The organism is Anaerotignum propionicum DSM 1682 (genome assembly GCF_001561955.1).
In the GTDB taxonomy this organism is placed as follows: domain Bacteria; phylum Bacillota; class Clostridia; order Lachnospirales; family Anaerotignaceae; genus Chakrabartyella; species Chakrabartyella propionicum.
Genome location: NZ_CP014223.1, coordinates 1,440,005 through 1,462,236 on the forward strand (window position 1 = coordinate 1,440,005; position 22,232 = coordinate 1,462,236).

17 protein-coding genes and 1 pseudogene are annotated in these 22,232 nt (G+C 36.8%); 15 read left to right on the forward strand and 3 right to left on the reverse strand.

The window, feature by feature from the left end; genetic code table 11:
• Positions 1 to 1,239, reverse strand: a complete 1,239-nt coding sequence (locus CPRO_RS06895) for a DNA polymerase Y family protein (RefSeq protein ID WP_066049532.1) — start codon at positions 1,237 to 1,239, stop codon at positions 1 to 3.
• 142 nt (positions 1,240 to 1,381) lie between these two features.
• On the opposite strand from CPRO_RS06895, the gene CPRO_RS06900 reads away from it, so the two are divergent.
• A complete protein-coding gene (locus tag CPRO_RS06900; protein ID WP_066049535.1) occupies positions 1,382 to 1,960 on the forward strand; it encodes an SOS response-associated peptidase in 579 nt (192 codons plus the stop codon).
• An 8-nt stretch (positions 1,961 to 1,968) separates the two neighbouring features.
• Here CPRO_RS06900 and CPRO_RS06905 read toward each other — a convergent pair whose 3' ends face one another.
• Positions 1,969 to 2,583 carry a polysaccharide deacetylase family protein gene (locus CPRO_RS06905; RefSeq protein WP_066049538.1) on the reverse strand — a complete coding sequence of 205 codons (615 nt, stop codon included), beginning with the start codon at positions 2,581 to 2,583 and terminating at the stop codon, positions 1,969 to 1,971.
• Between the two features lie 137 nt (positions 2,584 to 2,720).
• Here CPRO_RS06905 and CPRO_RS06910 point away from each other — a divergent pair, with 137 nt between their 5' ends.
• From CPRO_RS06910 to CPRO_RS06925, 4 genes are all read left to right on the forward strand, one after another.
• Positions 2,721 to 3,818, forward strand: coding sequence for a PfkB family carbohydrate kinase (locus CPRO_RS06910; RefSeq protein ID WP_066049542.1), 1,098 nt, complete (start codon positions 2,721 to 2,723; stop codon positions 3,816 to 3,818).
• Complete coding sequence (locus CPRO_RS06915; protein ID WP_066049545.1) at positions 3,815 to 4,738, forward strand: pseudouridine-5'-phosphate glycosidase; 924 nt, start codon at positions 3,815 to 3,817, stop codon at positions 4,736 to 4,738. The genes CPRO_RS06910 and CPRO_RS06915 overlap by 4 nt, the downstream gene beginning before the upstream one ends.
• Positions 4,739 to 5,068: 330 nt before the next feature.
• A complete protein-coding gene (locus CPRO_RS06920; RefSeq protein ID WP_066049548.1) occupies positions 5,069 to 6,223 on the forward strand; it encodes a radical SAM protein in 1,155 nt (384 codons plus the stop codon).
• Positions 6,224 to 6,235: 12 nt separating this feature from the next.
• Positions 6,236 to 6,421, forward strand: a complete 186-nt coding sequence (locus CPRO_RS06925; protein ID WP_066049551.1) for a FeoB-associated Cys-rich membrane protein — start codon at positions 6,236 to 6,238, stop codon at positions 6,419 to 6,421.
• A 260-nt stretch (positions 6,422 to 6,681) separates the two neighbouring features.
• On the opposite strand, the gene CPRO_RS06930 is transcribed toward CPRO_RS06925, so the two are convergent.
• Complete coding sequence (locus CPRO_RS06930) at positions 6,682 to 7,383, reverse strand: beta/alpha barrel domain-containing protein (protein WP_066049556.1); 702 nt, start codon at positions 7,381 to 7,383, stop codon at positions 6,682 to 6,684.
• Positions 7,384 to 7,603: 220 nt separating this feature from the next.
• On the opposite strand from CPRO_RS06930, the gene CPRO_RS06935 reads away from it, so the two are divergent.
• From CPRO_RS06935 to hcp, 10 genes and pseudogenes are all read left to right on the forward strand, one after another.
• A complete protein-coding gene (locus tag CPRO_RS06935; protein WP_066049560.1) occupies positions 7,604 to 8,509 on the forward strand; it encodes a hemolysin family protein in 906 nt (301 codons plus the stop codon).
• Between the two features lie 42 nt (positions 8,510 to 8,551).
• Complete coding sequence (locus tag CPRO_RS06940; RefSeq protein ID WP_066049563.1) at positions 8,552 to 9,064, forward strand: ferritin; 513 nt, start codon at positions 8,552 to 8,554, stop codon at positions 9,062 to 9,064.
• Positions 9,065 to 9,280: 216 nt separating this feature from the next.
• Positions 9,281 to 10,084 carry a DUF4397 domain-containing protein gene (locus CPRO_RS06945; protein ID WP_066049566.1) on the forward strand — a complete coding sequence of 268 codons (804 nt, stop codon included), beginning with the start codon at positions 9,281 to 9,283 and terminating at the stop codon, positions 10,082 to 10,084.
• A gap of 97 nt (positions 10,085 to 10,181) precedes the next feature.
• Positions 10,182 to 11,376 (forward strand): annotated as a pseudogene (gene coaBC, locus CPRO_RS06950) (bifunctional phosphopantothenoylcysteine decarboxylase/phosphopantothenate--cysteine ligase CoaBC).
• 1,353 nt (positions 11,377 to 12,729) lie between these two features.
• Positions 12,730 to 13,803 carry a type IV pilus twitching motility protein PilT gene (locus CPRO_RS06955; protein ID WP_066049569.1) on the forward strand — a complete coding sequence of 358 codons (1,074 nt, stop codon included), beginning with the start codon at positions 12,730 to 12,732 and terminating at the stop codon, positions 13,801 to 13,803.
• Positions 13,804 to 14,171: 368 nt separating this feature from the next.
• Positions 14,172 to 15,383: an AfsR/SARP family transcriptional regulator gene (locus CPRO_RS06960; protein ID WP_066049572.1), complete on the forward strand. Its 1,212-nt coding sequence runs from the start codon at positions 14,172 to 14,174 to the stop codon at positions 15,381 to 15,383.
• 1,014 nt (positions 15,384 to 16,397) lie between these two features.
• Entirely contained in the window at positions 16,398 to 18,512 is a 2,115-nt protein-coding gene (locus CPRO_RS06965; protein WP_159430659.1) for a methyl-accepting chemotaxis protein, read from the forward strand.
• 118 nt (positions 18,513 to 18,630) lie between these two features.
• Positions 18,631 to 18,867: a thioredoxin family protein gene (locus CPRO_RS06970; RefSeq protein ID WP_066049577.1), complete on the forward strand. Its 237-nt coding sequence runs from the start codon at positions 18,631 to 18,633 to the stop codon at positions 18,865 to 18,867.
• 526 nt (positions 18,868 to 19,393) lie between these two features.
• Positions 19,394 to 20,194, forward strand: coding sequence for a nitroreductase family protein (locus tag CPRO_RS06975; protein ID WP_066049580.1), 801 nt, complete (start codon positions 19,394 to 19,396; stop codon positions 20,192 to 20,194).
• Between the two features lie 334 nt (positions 20,195 to 20,528).
• On the forward strand, positions 20,529 to 22,157 hold the full coding sequence (gene hcp / locus CPRO_RS06985) for a hydroxylamine reductase (protein WP_066049585.1): 1,629 nt from the start codon (positions 20,529 to 20,531) through the stop codon (positions 22,155 to 22,157).
• The last annotated feature ends 75 nt before the right edge of the window (positions 22,158 to 22,232 follow it).

Genomic DNA, 22,232 nt, shown 5'->3' on the forward strand with positions numbered 1-22,232 from the left:
TTATTTTAAGAAACTTACTGGGTGAATTACGTGATCGGTTTTCGGATCGAGATTAGACAGAACTGGATTCACTAGCATACTTGCTCTTTGAATGCTAAAATGACCAAAACGCCGACGTATATCATCCACCGCAATTTCTAACTTTTCTTTTTTTACCATTATTTCAAATTCACCTAAACAAGACAATTGACGTTGGCTACTTACCGACAGATTACAAGCCCTTACACCAATACTTCTTAATGCGAAGTGAGGTTTATTTGCCTTATAAATAGAGAATGCTTTCTCAAATAGCTCATTTGAGCCGCATGTTGGAAAGAGCAATTTCCCTTGTCGTTCACAAGAAAATAGGTTTTTATCCCTTAGCCAAATTTGAACAGTATTAGCAAAAAATCCACTGTCTCTTAAGCGTTCGGCCACACTTTCACAAAGGATATATAATGTAATTCGTACATCTTCCTCAATTGAAACATCATAGGGTAAGGTTGTGCTATTACCAATACTCTTGATAGCAGGGTAGGAGTTTATTTCTGAAACTTTAGACTGATCCAAACCATTTGAGAATTGCCACAGCATTATACCATTAATACCAAGTTCTTGTTTTAAAAACTTTGGATTGGTAGCGGCTAAATCACCGATTGTATGCACATTTAGTTTTCTTAGTTTAGAAAAGGTTGCACGCCCAACATAAAGTAAATCATTTGCAGGAAGAACCCAAACTTTTTCTTTAAAGTTATCCTTTGTTATGATTGTAGTTGCATCAGGCTTTTTCATATCCGAGCCTAATTTTGCAAAAATCTTATTATAAGATACTCCCACAGATGCAGTAACCCCTAGTTCATCCTTTATTCTCTGGCGGATTTCATTTGATACTCTTTCGCCATCACCAAAAAGTTGTGTACTATTGGAAATATCAAGCCAACATTCATCAAGTCCAAAGCTTTCAACCTGGTTTGTATAATCCGAATAAATTTCCCGAGCCATTTTTGAGTAGTTTAAATATTTGTCGTAAGAAGGTGGTACAAACACGATATCGGGACATTTATCCCTGGCTTGCCATAAAGCATCACCTGTTTTAACTCCATATGCCTTGGCAATATAATTCTTTGCCAAAATAATTCCATGGCGTTTCTCTATATCTCCGGCAACGGCAACAGGCTTATTCCTGATTGCAGGATTGTAAAGACATTCAACTGAAGCATAGAAATTATTTAAATCTGAGTGCAAAATTATTCTATCCATAGTCACCACCACAAAAGAAGATTTGTTCTGTTTTGGATTATAAAACAAATATATGTTCTTATCAAGTGGAAATAATATCAAATATACATTCTGTCAGAATTGATTTGCTTAAATAGTCAACACTATATATGAGGTGTTTTACATGTGTGGACGTTATGAGATGTTTATTAGTCCTGAAAATAGGGAAATGATGCGTATTGTGGAAGACATAGAGAATAAATATGGTGCAAAAAATAATATGAGAACAGGTGAAATTTTTCCTACAAATGTTGTCCCTATACTTTCGTGTGATAGTAGTAATATCATGCCAGAATTATCAATTTGGGGTTTCCCCAAATTTCATAGTAAAGGAGTGATTATCAATTCAAGAGCAGAAACAGCAATTGATAAACCTACATTTAGAAAGAACCTTTTAGAAAGAAGATGCGTAATACCATCAACAGGATTTTACGAATGGAAACAAGATGTTTCAAAAAAGAAGTATAAATTTAATTTAGCGGATAGTGAAAATCTTTATATGGCTGGAATTTGGAATGAGTTTAAGAATGAAAAGAGATTTGTAATTTTAACAACAGCAGCTAACAATTCAATGGTAGATATTCATAACAGGATGCCTATTGTTTTACAGAAAGAAAAGATTGAGGATTGGATAATAGACACAGATTACGCAATGATGTTATTGAATGAAGAGCAACCTGTATTGGAGAGAATTGAGGTGTAAAAAGCATGTTAAAACGGAATAAACGACTGCCTGAGAAGCCTTGATTTTTGGGCAGTCGTTTTTCTTTCTAGTGTATCTATGTCCCACTGAATTGGATAATAGGAATTGGCGAAAGATGTTTCAATTACAGTATTGTTGTATTCACCAAAAGGGGGACGGAATAAGTTCATTTCAATTCCCGTTAAATCCTTTACTGCTTTATGGCAGTCAGCCAGCTCCTTGGCTATTTGTTCTGAAGAAAGCTGATTCATATGAGGGTGGGTGGAAGAGTGGTTGCCCAAATCATGACCTGCCTCTGCAATTTTCTTTACCTCTTCGGGATAATCCGTTACCCAATAGCCACAAAGGAAAAAAGTCGCTTTTACTTCATTGTCTGCGAGAATTTGTAATAATTGGTCTGTGTCTTCAGCGCCCCAAGCGGCATCAAAGCTGATGGATACTTGTGGTTTATCGGTTTCGACGCAGTAAATGGGTAGCTTCCTCTCGTTCTTTGCAGAAATAATTAAGGAGACTTTCGTTGCAGCAGGGGGAACAACGCAGGTAACTACACCTACGCAGGCAATTGCTGCCACTGCAAATAAAATATGCTTTTTTTTGATATGTATTGCTTTAAATAATTTCATTATGCTACCTCCGAGCTTTTTTACCAATATATCGATTTATGAGTGAAAATATGAAAAAAACGACTTGACAAATGCAAAAAATTAGAATAGTATAAATATGTGCTTACTAACTAAACATATATAAAGAAGGTGAAAAATTGACACAAAGAGAGCGGGAAATATACGAAATTATCCGTGATATGCCCATGATTGAGCAAAGTGAAATTGCCCAGAAGCTAAACATAACCCGTAGCTCCGTGGCTGTGCACATCACGAATTTGCAGAAGAAGGGATATATTCTGGGACGAGGCTATTTGCTTAAGGAGCAGGATTACATCATCGGAATCGGTGCGGCAAATGTGGATATCCACGGCATGAGCAAAAAGAGTATTATTTTAAGGGACAGCAACCCCGGAAATATGAATTCTTCCGCAGGTGGGGTTACAAGAAATGTTTCGGAAAATCTGGCAAGGCTTGGAGCACCAGTGAGGCTGATTACGGCTTTGGGTGACGATATCTATGCAGATCAGATTCGCAACGAATGTACTGCCGCGGGTATTGATTTTTCTCACAGCATGGTAGTTGAAAAGCATCCTTCTTCAACATATATCTCAATTTTAGATGAAAGCGGAGATATGTTTGTTGCCATGTCTGATATGTCGGTATTACAACGCATGAATATGGAATTTTTGAAGTCAAAATCCGGCATCATCAGCGGAGCCAAATATATTACCTGCGATGCAGGACTTCCTGAAGAGGTTTTGGAGGGGATTCTTGATGTGTATGGAAGCCAAACCCCTGTTTTTATTGACCCGGTTTCTTGTACCTATGCGGAGAAACTAAAGCCAATTATAGGCAAGGTCGATACATTAAAACCGAACCGCATGGAGATGGAAGTCATCAGTGGGATGAAAATACAAAGTGAAACTGATTTAGAGCGGGCATCAGATGTGCTTTTGGAAAAAGGTCTAAAGCATATTTATGTGAGCTTAGGTGCTGACGGTTGTTTTTATATGAATCGGGATGGCGTAAAAATAAAACGAGCGCTAAAGCCCTTAGATCAAATGGTAAATGCCACCGGCGGTGGAGATGCATTTATGGCTGCCGTGCTGTATGCAAGGTTATTTGATTTTAATGTAGATGAAACGGTGGACTTTGCTTTAGCAGCAGGTGTTGCAGCCATCTCCTATAAAGGAACTATAAATCCGAATATGAGTGTGAATTTGATTGAAAAAGTATTGGAGGAAAGAAAATGAATAATTTAGAAAAATACTTGACCATTACACCTGAAATTCAAGAAGCAATTGCGAACAACAAGCCTGTTGTTGCTTTGGAGAGTACAATTTTAAGCCATGGAATGCCTTATCCAGAAAATGTTGCATTCGCCCATAAGGTAGAAGAAATCGTGCGTGGTGAAGGTGCAATCCCAGCTACCACAGCAATCATTAATGGTAAGCTTAAGGTTGGTTTGACTGCGGATGAATTGGAGCTTATGTGCAAAGCAGAGAATGTAGGCAAGGTTAGCCGTCGTGATGTTGCGGTTTACTTAGCAACAGGTAAGGTAGGAGCTACTACAGTTGCAACGACAATGATGATTGCAGCTATGGCTGGTATCCAAGTTTTTGCCACAGGTGGCATTGGCGGTGTGCATAGAGGTGCCACAGAAACCATGGACATTAGTGCAGATTTGCAGGAGTTGGCTCATACACCGGTAGCCGTAATTTGTGCAGGAGCAAAATCTTTGCTGGATATTGGACTCACTTTGGAATATTTGGAAACAATGGGCGTGCCCGTTGTTGGCGTTGATACGGATGATTTCCCAGCGTTCTATTGCAGAAAGAGCGGGTTTAAGGTTGACTTTAACGCAAAAGATGAAAAGCTTATTGCAAAGATATTAAAAACAAAATGGGATTTAAATCTCGAAGGTGGTGCAGTTATTGCAAATCCAATTCCTGCCGAATATGAATTGGATTTCAATGAAATAGAAAGTGTTATTCAGCGTGCGTTGGAGTTAGCCAAGGAGCAGGGCATTCGTGGAAAAGAGACTACTCCATTCCTCCTGAAGCACATTAAAGAAATGACAGAAGGCGTTTCTTTTGCTTCCAACTTACAGCTAGCTTATAATAATGCAAGAGTTGCTTCAAAAATTGCTGTGGAGCTTGCAAAGCTTGATTGATATTTATTAAAGTTGCGCTGTATGCCGATAAGTCAATCCTTCCATTAGATTGAGAAGATATTTTTTGGGATTTTAATATAATGAAAAAGGCTCGTAAGCAATACATAAGTTTGTGTGTTGTATGACGAGTCTTTTCTTTATATTTTTTAAAGGTTTATATATTTTTAAGACATTTTGGTATACATCTCAATTTATCTGATTTAAAATGCTTATATGAAACAGATGCAATTATTTTGATTTCTTCATCATCCTATAACTTCAACTTGCTTTTTTGGGGCAGATTATATAAAATGCAAGAAAGAGTATTGGTTTGTTGAAAGGAGCGAGATTATGGAACAGGGAGTATTTCAAATTGGCCCCATTCGTCCACCCAGTGAAGCAAACAGCCTATTGCTTCGGGTGACGGAAAACTGTCCTTGGAATAAATGTAAATTTTGTATGTTATATAAGAACAGCACATTTCATACACGGCCTGTGGCTGAGGTTAAAAAAGATATTGATGTTATGGCGGAATATCGAGATAGAATCCTAGCACATATGCATCAGGGTGAGTATGACATGCAGGCCATTCGTCAGGAATATCTATCCATGCCCACTGATGATGCAAGAATTTGTTATCAAATGGTTTTTACTTGGCTGACAGAAGGGGATAGGCAAGCAATTTTTTTGCAGGATGCAAATACACTGGTTTTGCGCCCCGAGTGGCTGATTGAGATTGTCAGTTATGTCAGAGAACGTTTTCCGGAAATTCAGCGGATTACCTCATATGGCAGGGCAAATACTTTAGCACGCATATCTCAGGAAGATTTTAAACGTTTGCGAGAAGCGGGACTGGATCGTATCCATTCAGGGTATGAATCGGGTTCTGATAAAGTTTTACAATTGATATCAAAAGGAGCCACCCAAGAAGATGAAATTATCGGCGGCAAAAAGGTAAAGGAAGCCGGTATCGAGCTTTCCATTTATTTTATGCCTGGTGTGGGCGGCAAAGCCTTATCTGATGAAAATGCCATTGAGACGGCGAAGGTTATCAATGAAGTGAATCCGGATTTTGTACGTTTACGTACATTCATATTAAGAACGGGTTCTTTGATGGAAGAACTAAGAGATGCAGGATTGTATCAGGAGCAAAGGGATATTGATAAATTAGTAGAAATCAGGAAGATGCTTGCCCATATTGACCCCAAAAGAGCACATGGAAAGCTTACCAGTGATCATATTATTAATTTATTGCAAGAAGTAACAGGTTATTTAGATAAAGATTTATCTTCAATGCTGGAATATATCGATACTTTTTTAGCTCTTCCTGATAGGGAGCAAAAGCAATATCAGCTGGCAAGGCGCATGGGTTTCCCTTTAGATTGGAAATATCTATATCGCTTACAGCCTCAGGATCAGGCTCGTGTGGAAGAGATGTCCAAAAATATTGTTGATGAGAAGGAATGGGAGGCTCTGCTTCACCGTTTTACAGATAGATATATTTAAGGAGATGAAAAATTGGATAAGGAAGCGATTTTTACCACGGTAATTCCAATTATTTTAATACTTGGAATGGTGTACTATAATATGCGTAAAATGCAAAAGAATTTGAATAAAATGAAAAATGATTGCGGCGGAGGATGTAGTGGATGCGCCCATAGTAGCAACTGCAATAAGCCGGAAAAGGAAGACGAGAAAAGCTGATTTTAAATAATGGTTAAAATATGAATTAGTGGTTTTTTCATTTTAAAGAAGCTGTTAAAAGGGCCTGATTTACGTAACGACGTTTATCGGGCCCAAGCTGTATAAAAATGGCCCTCTAAATAGTAATTACAAAATAAATGTGTTGTTATATAGAGATGATTATTTATTCGATGTTCTTGAAACCAGAAACATTGGAGAAATAAAAAAGAGTGCCACAAGTATGGGCACTCTTCCTTGTTTGATTTTAAATGAGGGATGTATTAAGATTCTGTAGACTTTGTTTTTTGCTGTTCTTCATGCTCCGTACGGTAACGGCTCATTAGTCCATGGAATAAATCCATTGCTGTTGGTGGTGTAAAGCTGATGGCATTTGCACCTGCTTCAATGGTTTGCTTAATGCTCTCTCTAGTGGGACCACCTGTTGCAATAATAGGCACGGAAGGGTATTTGGCACGAATGGCACGAACCACATCGGGGGTTCGCCCAGCAGCCGATACGTTTAGTATACTTGTGCCCGCCGCCAATCTACCGTCTATGTCACTGTCAGCATCAAGCACAGTGACAATAATGGGTATGTCAATAATTTCATGGATATGCTGAATGACTGAGTTGCTGGTGGGAGCATTGACGACCACACCCATGGCGCCTAATGCTTCAGCATCTTTTGCCAGCATAACAACTCGAGGGCCTGTTGTGGTACCACCGCCTACGCCACAAAAAACAGGGATGCTGGAAGCAGAAACAATGGCATCTGCAATGATTTGCTGAGGTGTAAAAGGATATACTGCCAGAACTGCATCGGCATTACAGTTTCGGATAATCGCAATGTCGGTTGAAAATATTAACGACTTGATGCGTTTTCCCCAAATAACAATACCACTGGCACTCCAAATTTCCTCTGGCATTGTTACAATATGCTTTCTTAATCTACTATCAATACGGGGGATGTTTTTTTCAGCCATACCTTAGCTCCTTTCACTATATAACTGGAATAATTCATATGAAAAGTTGTTATAATTATACAATAATATAGGTTGTCTGTCAAGGTTTTTTTGTACAAACTGAAACAAAAAGGTGGAAATGGGGAATGGCGCAAAATATCCACACCTTGACATTATTTCCGTTTCAGACTAGAATAATGCTATCGGAAAATATTAGTGTTTTTTGGAGGATGATTATATTTTGGAAACCGTTATTGGTTTGGCCATATCTATCATTCTGAATATGGTTTTGCTTTTTTTATTATGGAAATTACAAGAAGAAAAAAAGCGATCAATCATTACAGAAGAAGGAATCCGCATGATGGTAGATGCCGGAGGGGATAATGGTAGTATAGATGAAACGGAAAAAAAGATGATAAACAATATTTTTGATTTGGGGAATACCTCAGTAGGAGAGATTGCTACCCATAGAACGGATATTGTTGCAATTCCTGCGGATGCTTCCATTATGGAAATAGTGGAGGTCATTTCAGAGGAAAAATATTCTCGTATCGTTGTTTATGATGACAATATCGATAATATTATTGGACTGTTTCATGTAAAGGATGTTGTAAAGTTTTTCATTGCTGATAACCACAATATAACCAATTTTGACCTGAAAGAAGTTTTGAAAAAACCCTATTTTGTTCCGTTTTCAAAAAAGACAGATGAATTATTTACTGAAATGCAAAGAGATAAGGTTCATATGGCAATTGTCATTGATGAATATGGTGGAACAGCGGGGCTAGTCACCATGGAGGACTTGCTGGAAGAGATTGTCGGTAATATTTTTGATGAATATGACTTGGAAGAGGAAGAAGATATTAGCGTGGTTGATGAAAAAGCATATCGCATCAATGGAACAACAGATTTGTCTGATGTGGAAGAATTGTTGGATATAACTTTTGAAGATGGAGAAAATTATGACACGTTAGGTGGATACTTAATTGGCCGTCTGGGGAGAATCCCTGAAGAAGAGGAAAAACCTGAAATTCATGTGGCAAATTGGTTGTTTCGCATAGAGAACATTGAGGAAAAGCGGATAGATAAGGTTTATGCCTTACGCTTAGAAGAGGAACAAACGACAAATCATGAAAAAGCTATGTAAGGATAAAATCTTTTCATAATATAAAACACAGGAGGGATAAAAATGTTAGATAAAAAAGTAATAGAACTCTTAAATTCACAAATCAACAAGGAATTTTTTTCTGCTTACCTGTATTTGGATTTTGCAAACTTCTTTGAATCCAAAGGCTTAGAGGGATTTGCAAATTGGTATAAGGTTCAAGCACAGGAAGAAAGAGACCATGCAATGCTCTTTTATCAATACTTGCAAAATAATAACCAACGTGTGGATTTTCAGGCTATCGGTAAACCTGATGTAGAAATGGAATCGTTGATGGATCCTTTAAAGGCTGCATTAGCCCATGAGGAATATGTTACTGATTCTATTCATACCATCTACACAGCTGCCCAAGAGGTTCACGACTATCGTACCCTTCAATTCTTGGATTGGTTTGTAAAAGAACAGGGTGAAGAAGAAACAAATGCCAATAATTTAATTACGAAGATGGAGTTGTTTGGCAGTGATGCAAAAGGCCTTTATATGCTGGATAATGAATTGAAGGCAAGAGTATATGCGGCACCTTCATTGGTACTTTAAACATCCAAAATGATTTGAAAATTTAGAAAAGCGTATATTTGTTATACGCTTTTTTGCGTTTAACTTTGATTGAAAACCCAGTAAGCTATTTCTGGTGTTCATAAAATTGGAATCCTTCAAAAGGATCAAAATCCATTTCCTACTACTTTACTCTCTTTCACGAAAAAATTTGTCCTGCCATATTGTAAAAGAAAAAAGAAAGGTGAGGTTGCAACTATGTGTGAAAATAAAGTGGCAGGAATGCAAACTTATGTGGGAAGAATGCTGCCTCTACCAATACCTGAAGATGAACTTTGGAAGCTTGAACAGGAAGTCCTGACACCTGCAATAAATCTTGAACCAATACGAAAAATATTACCTGAAATTAATATTATTCCCGACGTAAAAGATATGGAAATACCAATTATTGCCGGAATCACACTATATAGCTATCTGAACTTTTTTAATGCCTTAGTGTCTGTCCCTGCTATTGATATATATATAAATGGAAAAAAAGTTATTTCAAACCTAAAATATAAAGAATTTACTGAATATTATGTGGTTTTCCCCGGATACTACCGCATTCAAATTTTTGAAGCTGGTCAAATGGAAGACGAGTTTACCACAACGATAATTAATTTGATTGGCTATCGCGTTTATGCCGTTACAATTTCTGGGCTAGAGAGTCATGCATGCCTGCTTTTGGTAAATGACTGTATTTATCCTATTCCTGAGGATTATGCATACTTACGTTTTGTTCAGATTTCTCCCAATGCACCGTTGTTAAAAGTATATCTCGACGATAATCTTATTTTGACAGAATTAGATTACAAAGAAATCAGCAGATATTTATCCGCAACGGCCAAAGTGCATGATATAACATTTAGGGACTATATTTCAGATCAAATTTTGCTAGAGGTACATGATTTTAGTATGGAGAGTGAGACTGCTTACACAGCCTATACTTTAGGTGATTTTTTTTCAGAGGAAGGTCTACAAATAGTAATCGCTAAGGATGGTATCAGTCACCTAACATTTTAAATGCAATTTTTCATAAAAGGCTAGTCCTTCTTAGGATTGTTTGTTATAATATGGACAAATATATATGTATGTAAATACGGATTTGAAGGAGTATGCTATGTTACTAAAAGGAAAAACAGTAGTTTTAGGTGTGACCGGGAGTATTGCGGCATACAAGATGGCTAATGTAGCCAGTATGCTGGTAAAGTTGGAGTGCGACGTTCATGTTATCATGACGGAGAATGCAACGCATTTTATTACACCAATAACTTTTGAAACTTTAACAGGAAATAAATGTCTTGTAGATACTTTCGACCGGAATTTCCAATTTCATGTTGCCCATGTCTCTTTGGCCAAAAAAGCAGACGTTTTTCTCATTGCCCCTGCTTCTGCCAATGTAATTGGAAAATTGGCTTGTGGTATTGCCGACGATATGCTGACAACAACAGTTATGGCTTGTAAAGCGAAGAAGATTGTTGCTCCCAGCATGAATACAAATATGTATCAAAATCCCATTGTGCAGGATAATTTAAAAAAACTGGCTGGTTACGGTTACGAGATCATTCAACCGGAAAGCGGCGTTTTGGCTTGCAAGGATACAGGTGAAGGAAAACTTCCGAAGGAAGAGGTTTTAGTTGCCCATATCCTTCGTGAAATTGCATATGAAAAGGATTTCGTTGGACAAAAAATCATTATTACTGCAGGACCAACCCAAGAAAGTATTGATCCGGTTCGCTACATCACAAATCATTCCACGGGAAAAATGGGGTATGAACTGGCCAAGGCAGCTATGCTTCGTGGTGCAGAGGTTACATTGGTAAGTGGCGTAACGGCTTTAGAGAAACCCTACTTTATTAAGTATATTCAGGTAAAGAGTGCCGCTGATATGTTTGAGGCAATGAAAACGCAATTTATTGAAAATGACATTATCATTAAAGCGGCTGCAGTTGCAGACTATAAGCCAAAAACCGTAGCGGATGATAAGATGAAAAAGAAAGACGGAGAAATGAGCATCGAGCTGGATCGGACGGAGGATATCTTGAAATATATGGGTGAGCATCGCAGGGGGGGACAATTTCTCTGCGGTTTTTCCATGGAAACACAAAATATGCTTGAAAATTCCAGAATTAAGTTGGAAAAAGAATATTGATATGATAGTTGCCAATAATTTAAAGGTCGCAGGCAGTGGTTTTGGAACGGATACAAATGTTGTAACGATGATTTCCAAAAAGGAAGAAGTTCAACTAGAACTTTTGACAAAAGAAATGGTTGCTCATAAAATTTTGGATGAAATTCTAAAGCTAAAGGCTTAAGAAAGGAAGGCGTGCCATAATAAAGGGTACGCTTTTTCTTGTTTCCTATCTCATAGCAAGACACTTGCGCTGTGGCTAGTAGGGGAGGGCTTTGCTTTAACTTTAGTTGTAAGATTATTATAACGTACTTGGGCGTTATTGTGAAAGATATGTTTTCTAATTAGCAAATCACTTTATAGGCAAGGCAGTCGACAGGGTAAGAGAAAGTGATTGGACGTTAGATTTGCTTTGTTTTTATTTAATCTGAGTTATTAAACATTGGTGGTTTGATTTTCCCTGAATGGGTTTATTGACGATAATTGTTTTTTATGCTAAAATTTTAGTAAAAAATGGTTATTTATGTATCTAACCGTACAATTTGACGGAGTTACAGTGTAAAATATGCAAAGAAATACAAATGCATAGATGGGTTTTCAGATAGATTGTCCGCACATTGATGTATGGGGTAATGCAATTGCTGATGGGAGCAGGAGAGAGAACGGGCTTTAAATGAAATTAAAGTTGTTGTTTTTGAACACTATTTGGTAGATTTTATTTTTCTGATTAGTCGTGTGGTAGCTTATTACCTATGCAAGTTAAGATTGTGAGTGTGAATTGAAATTCCTATGATGAAATAATAATGAAGATAATGTATCCTCATTTTGTTATGTCGTGATATCAAGAGAAATGAGGCATATTATGAAATGTGTCGGTGATGTTAAGAAGGGTTATACAGTTTTTCAAGATAAGGTAGTACGAAACCGCTGAATTCCAGCGGTTCGTCGTATATACAGGGGTTTCACATAATTAAATTTTCCCTTCAAGGGAAATACAACCCATCATTATTCATAAAAGTTAGGTCAAAAAAACTATAAGGCTTGTTTTCTTGACGAATTTGTATTCTCTATCCTAGGATAATTATAAGTGTGCTTTACATTTGGTCAGCTTTAGAATAGTAGAGAATTATGTAAGATAAATCCTATCGAAGTAAAATTCAAAACAATAAATCTGACATTTCTTTTAGAAGAAAAGAAATAAGAGGCTTGATAAGCTTAATCACGGTTTAGTGCTCGTCATTTTAATATGGCAATTTACATGAGCAGTTCTGTTGATATTGAGCTGATGTCAGGAAATATCTGCCTTCTGAAATGTTCCTTTTGAATAGTTCTATAGAGTGAAATTGGTAATGGATGAGTAGGGGCAGGCTCTTTGCTTTTGGGGTGCAGGAGCATCTTTATATATTTATAGAATCACTTGGAAGTTGATTTTGTTAAGCTCATATATTAACTTTTAATTTGCAATTAATTCAGGTATGGGTTTGAATTAAGCAGCAGGCAAGCGTTGAATAGGTATTGAACAATTGAGGAGACACATATGTTTTCATTTTTAGAGATTTTGAAGCAGACAATGGATTTGGGTGCATCTGATATTTTTATTGTTGCCGGCAAACCGCTGTCCTATAAAAAAGGGAAAATGATTTATCAATTAAATGAGGAAAAGGTCATGCCTGATTACTCCAGGCATTTGGTGGAAGAGGCATATAATCTTGCCCAGCGTGAATTAACACGTCTGGCAGCGGATGGGGATGATGATTTTGCACTATCTGTTCCAAACTTAGCAAGACTAAGGATAAGTTGCTATAAACAAAGAGGGTCCCTTGCGGCGGTTTTGCGCATCGTGGCCTATGGTATTCCCAATTATCAATCAATAGGGATACCCGAACAAGTTTTGGCTTTGGCTAATCAAAAAAAAGGCTTAATTCTGGTGACGGGTTCTGCTGGGAATGGAAAATCAACAACTCTCGCATGTATTTTGCAAAGAATAAATGAGACAAGAAGTAACCATATCATTACCCTAGAAGATCCTATTGAATTTTTGTACCGCAATGAAAAGTCCATTTTTAGTCAGCGGGAAATTGGTCTTGATACCGCAAATTTTGTAACTGCTTTGCGTTCCAGCTTACGTCAATCTCCTGATGTGATTTTGGTTGGTGAAATGGGAGATTATGAAACCATACAAATTTCAATGGCGGCCGCTGAAACAGGACATCTTATTCTTTCTACACTACATACGGTGGGAGCAGTAAATACCATAGACAGAATTATTGATATTTTTCCACCAAACCAACAGCAACAAGTTCGTATCCAGTTGTCAATGGTTTTAAAAACCGTGGTTTCTCAGCAGCTTATCCCTGCTATTGATGATACATTGATTCCTGTTTTCGAAATTATGCATATGAATAATGCAGTACGAAATATGATTAGGGATTCTAAAGTTCATCAAATTGAATCAGTAATCGGGATGTCGGGGGAAGAAGGTATGGTTTCAATGGACAACAGCTTGTACGAATTGGTTTTAAACGGTAAGATTTTGGCAGAAACGGCGTTGCAATATGCCCTACATCCGGAGCTTTTAGATAAACGAATTCGTATGAACCTAAAGAGATAAAAACGCTTGCCAAATAAACTGGGGCGTGTTGAAATATGCCTTTATAAAGATTCTTAAGAGTACAATTAAATACAACTTACTATGCACAGGAAGTAATTAGCATCATGTGACATGTTTCAAAATTTCGATTGAGGAGACATCCTTAACTAGATATGTTTTTGGCCAAGTTGTTATATTATTCATTGATGTGTGCATTACGCTGTTCATGAATAAAGAAATATATTACAAAAGAAAAACAATGTTGTGAGCTCATGAATGAAACAATCAGGAAAATTACAATTCCATGATTATTTAAAAAGCTTCATTTATTATACAGCAATTGAGTATGTAATTTGAAGTTTCAAGTGATAAGAAAAAGGGGGAGGCCTGTGGGCGAAGAATTTAGAGTAACGTTATTAGGTGAATTTACCATTGAATACGGAAATAGTATTATTTCCGATCAAACAAACCGATCAAAGAAAGTGTGGACATTAATGGAATATATTATTGTTCACCGAAAACGATTTATAACCCAGGATGAATTGATAGAGTTGCTATGGTCTGAAAGCAATTCTAGGGATCCAATTAACACATTAAAGGTGCTGATGCACCGCGTTAGAGCTGCTTTAGATGAGCTGGATTTTGATAATAGCCGTCGCATGATATTGTATCGGAATGGAGCCTATGGCTGGAATCAGGATTATAAATGTATCACAGATGCCGATGAATTTCAAAGATTAATTTATGAAAGCGAATTGGAAACAGAAGACGTTTCACGAAAGATTTCCCTGTTACTACAGGCAGAAAGCCTTTATAAAGGCCATTTTTTGCAAAAAAAGGCTTCCGAATCTTGGGTTATACCAATTGGAACCTTTTATCGATCATTATATAATCGAGTTGTGGCTGATTTGGCTAAATTACTTTTTGAGCATAAAAAATATGAGCAGCTTTCTGCAATTTGCCAAAAGGCCATTCTATTAGAACCATATGAAGAGCAATTATATATTTATTTCATACAAGTATTGATTTGTACAGGACATTTAGAAAAAGCCTTGGATTTATACCATCATGTGGCGGATTTGTTTATGAAGGAGTTGGGAATAACTCCATCGGAGGAGTTTTTGGCGTTATATAAAGATGTGGTTAGAACAATTAAAACTCCTGAAATGAATCTGGAAGTAATAAAAAACAAGCTGGATGAAAGCAAAGATGAAATCGGAAGTGTGTATTGTGAGTATGAATTTTTTAAGCTAGTTTACCATTTGGAGTCTAAAAACATCGGAAGAACAGGAGTCACCTCAAATTTGTGTTTAATCTCAGTTGTAGACAAAAATGCCATTAGCATTCCTACCAGCAGAGTTTTAAACCGTGCAATGGATGCACTAAGAACCACAATTCAGTACAACATACGAGGTGGGGACGCATTTGCCAGATACAGTGTAAATCAATATTTGATTATATTGTCAAATACCACTGATGAAACGTCAAATATGGTGGCTCAGCGATTGCTGAAAGCCTTTCGGACGGAATTTCCTAATATAAATATCATTCTAAATTATTCGATTCAGCAAATTACACCAAGCTCAGATCGTTTTAGATAAATTGAAGTGGAACGTTTTATTTTGAAAAATTATTTTATTATAAGTTTAATTAGGTGAACTAAAGGATTCAGTTTGCAGGCTTAAAAAATCTGATAAACAATATCAAAATGACATGCTTTTTTGGCATCATACAATCGAAGTGTTGGCATAATATTCGTTGAAGAAATGAAAGTATGAAAAAAGGCCTCTTATGAAAAAATTCATAGGAGGTTCTTATTTTTCATAAATCTGAACTTAAAAATGAAGTCATTAGAATATCCAAACCATTTTTATCAAAGTGAATTTGATAAAACTCTATACATATTAAGAGATTATAATGGCGCATTATAGTATGCTTTCCTATAACAACCTTGGAAAAAGTCTATTTAGCCCAATATTTTCTGCATAAAAAATAATGAAAAATGTTTGAAATTTTATACATAATATATAAAGGTTGTGAATGGAATTTTATAGTTTGAAATCATATATATATTGTTTATGCAAAAAAACTATGGCAAATTAAATTAAAAATTGTAGGAAATGGTATTTTTTTGGGGTAAATTCATTGATAAATACTTTCTTTTATGTTAAATTAAGAGTATACAATTTTTAACAGGTGTTCACTCGATTTATCGTTAAGTTGCCTTTTTTATTTGACCCATGTTTATGTTATTTATGAACATGATTTTATATTAATAATGATATCGTACTTATAGTAAAAGTGATTTTATATAATTATATTTTGTTGAAATAGAAGTTGATGACAAAGGGGACTAGCATAAAGGAGGGGAAGCTTCGAAAGGATTTCAGTTTTTTAAATGACAGTCCAAATTTGCTATGCAGAACATACACACTGCTTTTTTCAAAATTATATGAAAAGGAGTGTCGGAATTGTTTTTGCTAAAAATGCCTGCATTAAGCAAAAAGGGGGAACGTCCGTTTAAAAACGATATTTTTTGGGATAGAGAATATTGTTTTTCTGATTTTAAACGGAAAGTAGAGAGTGCAAAAAAGAGGGGAAAAAGAGGTGTTAGAATGAAAGTGTTTACAAAAAGTATTGCAAGAAAAATGATTTTGGCGACAGTTGTACCTTTAGTTATTTTGTTTTTTATTTTAATTATAGTGGTGTCCGGGCATGTGAAAAAAAGTATTAATCAACAGTCAAATGAGGTAATAAAAACAACCTCCAATAGTGCTTCATGGCAAATTAATCAGTACCTTGCAAAGTATTTATCTTTAGTTGAAACAGGTTCTAATGATTCTATGTTTAAGAATTTAATGGTAAAAGCCACACGTGAAACAAATGTAAAAGATTTTCCTGAGTTTCCCGATGTTTTAAATGAATTGAAAGAACTTGCAAAAATTGATACCACTAATATTCAGGCGGTATGGATGGCCGATCTTGATTCTAGCCAGCTTATCATGTCAGATGGGTATGTATCTCAACTGGGTGGCGATTGGGTGATTACCCAGCGGCCTTGGTACATCAAAATGATGGAGAAAAAAGGATTATCTTTATCTGAGCCTTATGTTGACGTTAGTACACAAAAATTAGTCGTAACAATAGCAATTCCGGTTTATAGCAATGGACAGATGGTAGGTGCTTTTGGTATTGATATGGCTCTGGATCAGGTTTCCACAATCTTAGGCAGTTTAAAATTGGGGGATACTGGTTATTTCTGTTTCGTTACAGAAACCAACACCATAATATATCATCCCAATGGTGACTATGTAATGAAAAACATTGATGACCTTCCAATAACGGATGATGTGAAAAGTTTCGTTAAAAGTCCTTCTACCAGTGTTGTTGAATATGAAATAGATGGGAAGGCACTTTGCGGTTTTACTTCTTCCGTAGGCGATACCGGTTGGAGAGTTATTTCTACAATACCAAAGGATGAGGTTGACATTCCTTACATTGAAATGCGAACAATTTTGTATAGTATCATTGCGGTAATTATGCTTATTCTCTGTGCTGTTATCTATATTACTGCAAAGAAAATGATAAATCCTTTGCGTAAATTAGTGGCTGCTTCTGATAGAATTGCAGCGGGAGACCTTGATGTTGAAATAGATATTAATACCCATGACGAAACGGCTTTCTTAGCTGAATCTTTTGATAAAACGGTCGTTCGATTAAAGGGCTATATCGCATACATAAATGAAATTTCCGAATTGCTGAGACAACTTGGTACTGGTAATTTTAATCTTGAATTTAAGCAAAGCTATGAGGGCGAATTTGCAGTCATTAAAGACGCTTTGGTATCCACTACTGGAATGATTCGAGAGACATTGATTCAAATCAATTTGGCTGCAGAACAGGTTGCTTCTGGTTCCGATCAGGTATCCAGTGGAGCCCAGGCTCTTTCTCAGGGGGCAACAGAACAGGCAAGTTCTATTGAAGAATTGTCTGCAACTATGAATGATATTTCTAACCAGATTGTTCAAACAGCGGAAAATGCAACAAAAGCAAAAGCAATTGCTATGGAAGCATCTAATGCTACTACATATGGGCAAGAGCAGATGAAGCATATGGTTGAAGCGATGGAGGATATTAGCCGTACTTCAAATGAAATTGGAAAGATTATTAAGAATATTGATGATATTGCGTTCCAAACAAATATCCTTGCTTTGAATGCTGCGGTTGAGGCTGCTCGAGCAGGAAACGCAGGAAAAGGCTTTGCGGTAGTTGCAGATGAAGTTCGTAATCTTGCTAGTAAATCTGCTGAAAGCGCAAAGAATACAGCTGCTTTAATCGAAGGTTCTTTAAGAGCTATTGAAAAAGGAACAAAGATTGTAAATGGAACAGCGAAATCTCTAGAAGATATCGTTCAGGGTTCTGAACAGTCAACAAGGATTATCCAATTCATTGCTGATGCTAGCAATGAGCAGGCTCAGGCAATCAATCAGGTTAACCTTGGTGTAGAGCAAATTTCCGCTGTTGTACAAACCAATAGCGCAACGGCTGAGGAAGAGGCCGCGGCAAGTGAAGAGTTGTCTGCACAAGCTCAGTTATTAAAAGAGCTTATGTCAAGATTTATATTAGATGAAAATGGCTCTGCAAGGAGCAGCTATTCAAATTATTCTAATACCAAGAGCGTAGAAGAATTTGATTTCAACAGCGAAAATGACGACGAATTCAAATATTAATTACGCTGAAGTTGATATCTAAATGAACTTCTACTTCTAATATGTTTACACCTAGGGTACCCATGGAGTACTTTACTAGGGAGAATAATGATACATGTAACCCCCAAACCGTAATCGAATGAAATGGTTTGGGGGCTTTTTTTGTGGAATACATAGTGCCAATTGTGGAACAGGTGGTGAAGATACCTTAAATACAGTGAGAGTGGATAAAATCAATGTTGATGAGGAGCAAGAGCTTGCCCAAGTTTTTCGAGTAATGAGTATTCCAACCTTAGTTGTAATTAAAAATGGTAAGGTTGAGAAAAAGGCAATAGGCGTACAGTCTAAACAAGCCCTTTTATCCATGCTTCAATAAATCAATCAAAGGCAGAGCGTTTTCTATCTGGTTTTTTCATATAGATGAAAAGCGTTGATGAAGTTAAAAAAATGCTTATATAAAATGGGTGTGATAGAATATGGGATTTGTAAAAGCTTAATGCCATGATGAACCGTTTGTCTGTTCAAATGATGTTGCTTCTTTTGACTATTATAGCTTTGATGGAATTTATTTCTGTTTCTATGATTAACATAGCCCATGGGGTTTCATTTCCAATTGATAGCTGAGGGAATTGAAACCGCAGAGCAACTGGCTATACTAAAGGATATGGGCTGAGATATGTTTCAAGGTTATTATCTCGGAAAGCCCATGAACAAAAGGGATTTTAGGGTAAGTTTCTATAGCGATAGGGTAGACGGAATTTATTACTTGGCATTTATTTGACACGAGTAAGAGCAAATATAAAATTTGTATACAAGAGAGTGTATTTATATTACAATATCCATTATAAATCTATCTTAAAGTGATTGTCGATAGAATTGTTAAAACGAAAGGGGTAGATAAATTGAGTTTAATATCTGTAGATTCAGAAAAATGTATTAAATGTGGATTGTGCGTGAAGGAGTGTCCTGGTTTTGTATTGAAGCTTGGTAAAATTGGGCCGGAAGAAGTTTTACCAGAGGCTTGTATGATTTGTGGGCATTGCGTTGCGGTCTGTCCCAAGGAGGCAATAGATCATATAAAAACGCCTTTGTCGAGGCAAACCAGCATAAAAAATTTTACCCAATTAACTCCGGAACAAGGAGAATTCTTTCTTCGATCCAGACGCTCTATTCGTAATTATAAGGAAACGGCTGTGGAAAGAGAAAAACTGAAAGCCCTAGTGAATGTTGCTCATTATGCTCAAAGCGGGCATAACCTCCAGGGTGTATCTTATGTTGTAATAGAGGATAGAAGTATACTTCAGAAGGCAGTTGCCATTGTAATTGAAGCCTTCGAGAAGTATAATGTGCTAGAGCATATTACAAAATTATATCATGAAGAGGGGGTAGACCCTATTTTAAGAGGTGCACCATGCCTTTTTCTTACCACTGCAGATACGAGTTTTGAAAGAGCAAGAGAAAACTCAATTATAGCACTTACTTATTTAGAGCTATATGCCCCAACGTTGGGATTGGGATCTTGTTGGGCGGGAATGCTTGAGAGAATTGCTATGAGGGAAGGTTCACCGCTTTTGGAGTTGTTTCAAATTCCTGAGAATAAGAAAATCACCGGTGCTGTTATGGTGGGATACCCAAAATACACTTATCCAAGATTGGTAGATAGAAATCCACTGGATGTTATTTTTGTAAACAAAGATAATTGATTTAAAAAAATTTAGGAAGCAATTATCCTTGAGCAAATATAATTCATTTTATAAATCGCAAAGTCATTTTGGCTTATAATTTTATATTGCCCGAATGTTGTGTACCTGTGGGGCTCTTTTTGAAGTCTCTTTTAGTCTTCGGAAAACGACAAAGTTTTTTTATGGCAGAAGAGATTTTCTTTTATAATCTAACGGCATTTTCTTCCAAAAAAAATAAAAAAAACACAATTGTGTTGTATATGCAACAGACAAATATAATTTATACTTGTATACTGGGAATAGAAGTTTTTTGGAAAAATATAGGAAGAAAAGGGACGAAAAAGGAGGAAAAGCCATGAGTATGTTTTGCTATCAGTGTCAAGAAACAGCAGGTGGAAAAGGATGCATGGTTAGAGGGGTATGCGGTAAAACAGAAGCGACTGCAAAGCTTCAGGATTTACTCATATATTCCGTAAAGGGAATTTCTGAAATTGTTATGAAAGGAAAGCTGGATGTAAATGAGCTTGGCGACATTAACGATGAGGTCATTAACAGCCTGTTTATTACAATAACCAATGCAAATTTTGATGATGCAGCAATTATTGCCCAAATTCAAAAGGTGCTTGGTATGCGTGATGCGTTAAAAGAAAAGGTATCCATAGGTGGATTACACGATGCAGCAACTTTTACAGTGGATTCTACGGAGTCTATGCTAACAAAGGCTTCTAGCATAGGTGTTTTGGCTACAGATAATGAAGATATACGTTCTTTGAGAGAAATGATAATTTACGGTGTTAAGGGTATGGCGGCATATACAGAGCATGCTAGAAACCTTGGCAAGGTAAATTTGGATATCAACACATTTATCTATCAGGCATTGGCGGCAACATTGGATGATACCCTTACAGCAAATGATTTGGTTGCGCTTACGCTGAAAACCGGTGAGCACGGTGTGAAAGCAATGGCACTTCTTGATGAGGCGAATACCTCAAAATATGGTAATCCTGAAATAACTCAGGTTAACATTGGTGTGAGGAAGAATCCTGCTATACTGATTTCCGGTCACGATTTAACGGATTTGGAACAGCTTTTAGAGCAGACAAAGGATACAGGGGTGGATGTGTATACCCATAGCGAAATGCTTCCTGCTCATTACTACCCTGCGTTTAAAAAATACAACAATTTTGCAGGGAACTACGGCAACGCATGGTGGAAACAAATAGATGAATTTGTATCTTTCCGTGGCCCTATTTTGTTCACCACTAACTGTATTGTTCCACCAAGGAGCGAGGAAGTAAGAGGAAGAATCTTTACAACAGGCTCCAGCGGTTATCCAGGCTGCAAACATATTGTAGCTGATGAAAATGGGAAGAAGGATTTCTCAGAAATCATTGCTCTCGCAAAAACTTTGCCAACACCGGAAGAAATCGAAGCAGGCAGTATTGTGGGTGGCTTTGCGCACAATCAGGTATTTGCTCTGGCAGATAAGGTGGTTGATGCAGTAAAATCCGGTGCAATCAAGAAATTTTTTGTAATGGCCGGTTGCGATGGCAGAATGAAATCCAGAGAATATTATACGGAATTTGCTGAAAAACTTCCAAAAGATACAGTGATTCTTACTGCGGGCTGCGCAAAATACCGCTATAATAAGCTGCAATTAGGAGATATCGGTGGTATTCCAAGGGTATTGGATGCGGGTCAGTGTAACGATTCCTATTCCCTTGCAGTAATCGCAATGAAATTAAAAGAAGTATTTGGCCTTGATGATATCAATGAGCTTCCAATTGTATACAATATTGCGTGGTATGAGCAAAAGGCAGTTATTGTTTTGTTGGCGCTGTTATATCTTGGTGTGAAAAATATCCATTTAGGGCCTACACTCCCCGGATTTTTGTCCCCCAATGTTGCCAAGGTTCTAGTTGAAAGCTTTGGAATCAGCGGTATTGGTACAGTAGACGAGGATATTAAATTATTTATGGCTTAATCAAAAAAGTCCTGCTGATAGTATCGGCAGGACTTAATTTTTGTTTGCTTTAACTTGATTAAACCACCTGCTCTA

Excerpts from the sequence above, each read along its gene's own strand:
- CPRO_RS06895 (WP_066049532.1), bottom strand. The coding sequence starts at position 1,239 with ATGGATAGAATAATTTTGCACTCAGATTTAAATAATTTCTATGCTTCA.
- CPRO_RS06900 (WP_066049535.1), top strand. The coding sequence starts at position 1,382 with ATGTGTGGACGTTATGAGATGTTTATTAGTCCTGAAAATAGGGAAATG.
- CPRO_RS06905 (WP_066049538.1), bottom strand. The coding sequence starts at position 2,583 with ATGAAATTATTTAAAGCAATACATATCAAAAAAAAGCATATTTTATTT.
- CPRO_RS06915 (WP_066049545.1), top strand. The coding sequence starts at position 3,815 with ATGAATAATTTAGAAAAATACTTGACCATTACACCTGAAATTCAAGAA.
- CPRO_RS06920 (WP_066049548.1), top strand. The coding sequence starts at position 5,069 with ATGGAACAGGGAGTATTTCAAATTGGCCCCATTCGTCCACCCAGTGAA.
- CPRO_RS06930 (WP_066049556.1), bottom strand. The coding sequence starts at position 7,383 with ATGGCTGAAAAAAACATCCCCCGTATTGATAGTAGATTAAGAAAGCAT.
- CPRO_RS06940 (WP_066049563.1), top strand. The coding sequence starts at position 8,552 with ATGTTAGATAAAAAAGTAATAGAACTCTTAAATTCACAAATCAACAAG.
- CPRO_RS06945 (WP_066049566.1), top strand. The coding sequence starts at position 9,281 with ATGTGTGAAAATAAAGTGGCAGGAATGCAAACTTATGTGGGAAGAATG.
- CPRO_RS06955 (WP_066049569.1), top strand. The coding sequence starts at position 12,730 with ATGTTTTCATTTTTAGAGATTTTGAAGCAGACAATGGATTTGGGTGCA.
- CPRO_RS06965 (WP_159430659.1), top strand. The coding sequence starts at position 16,398 with ATGAAAGTGTTTACAAAAAGTATTGCAAGAAAAATGATTTTGGCGACA.
- CPRO_RS06970 (WP_066049577.1), top strand. The coding sequence starts at position 18,631 with ATGAAATGGTTTGGGGGCTTTTTTTGTGGAATACATAGTGCCAATTGT.
- hcp (WP_066049585.1), top strand. The coding sequence starts at position 20,529 with ATGAGTATGTTTTGCTATCAGTGTCAAGAAACAGCAGGTGGAAAAGGA.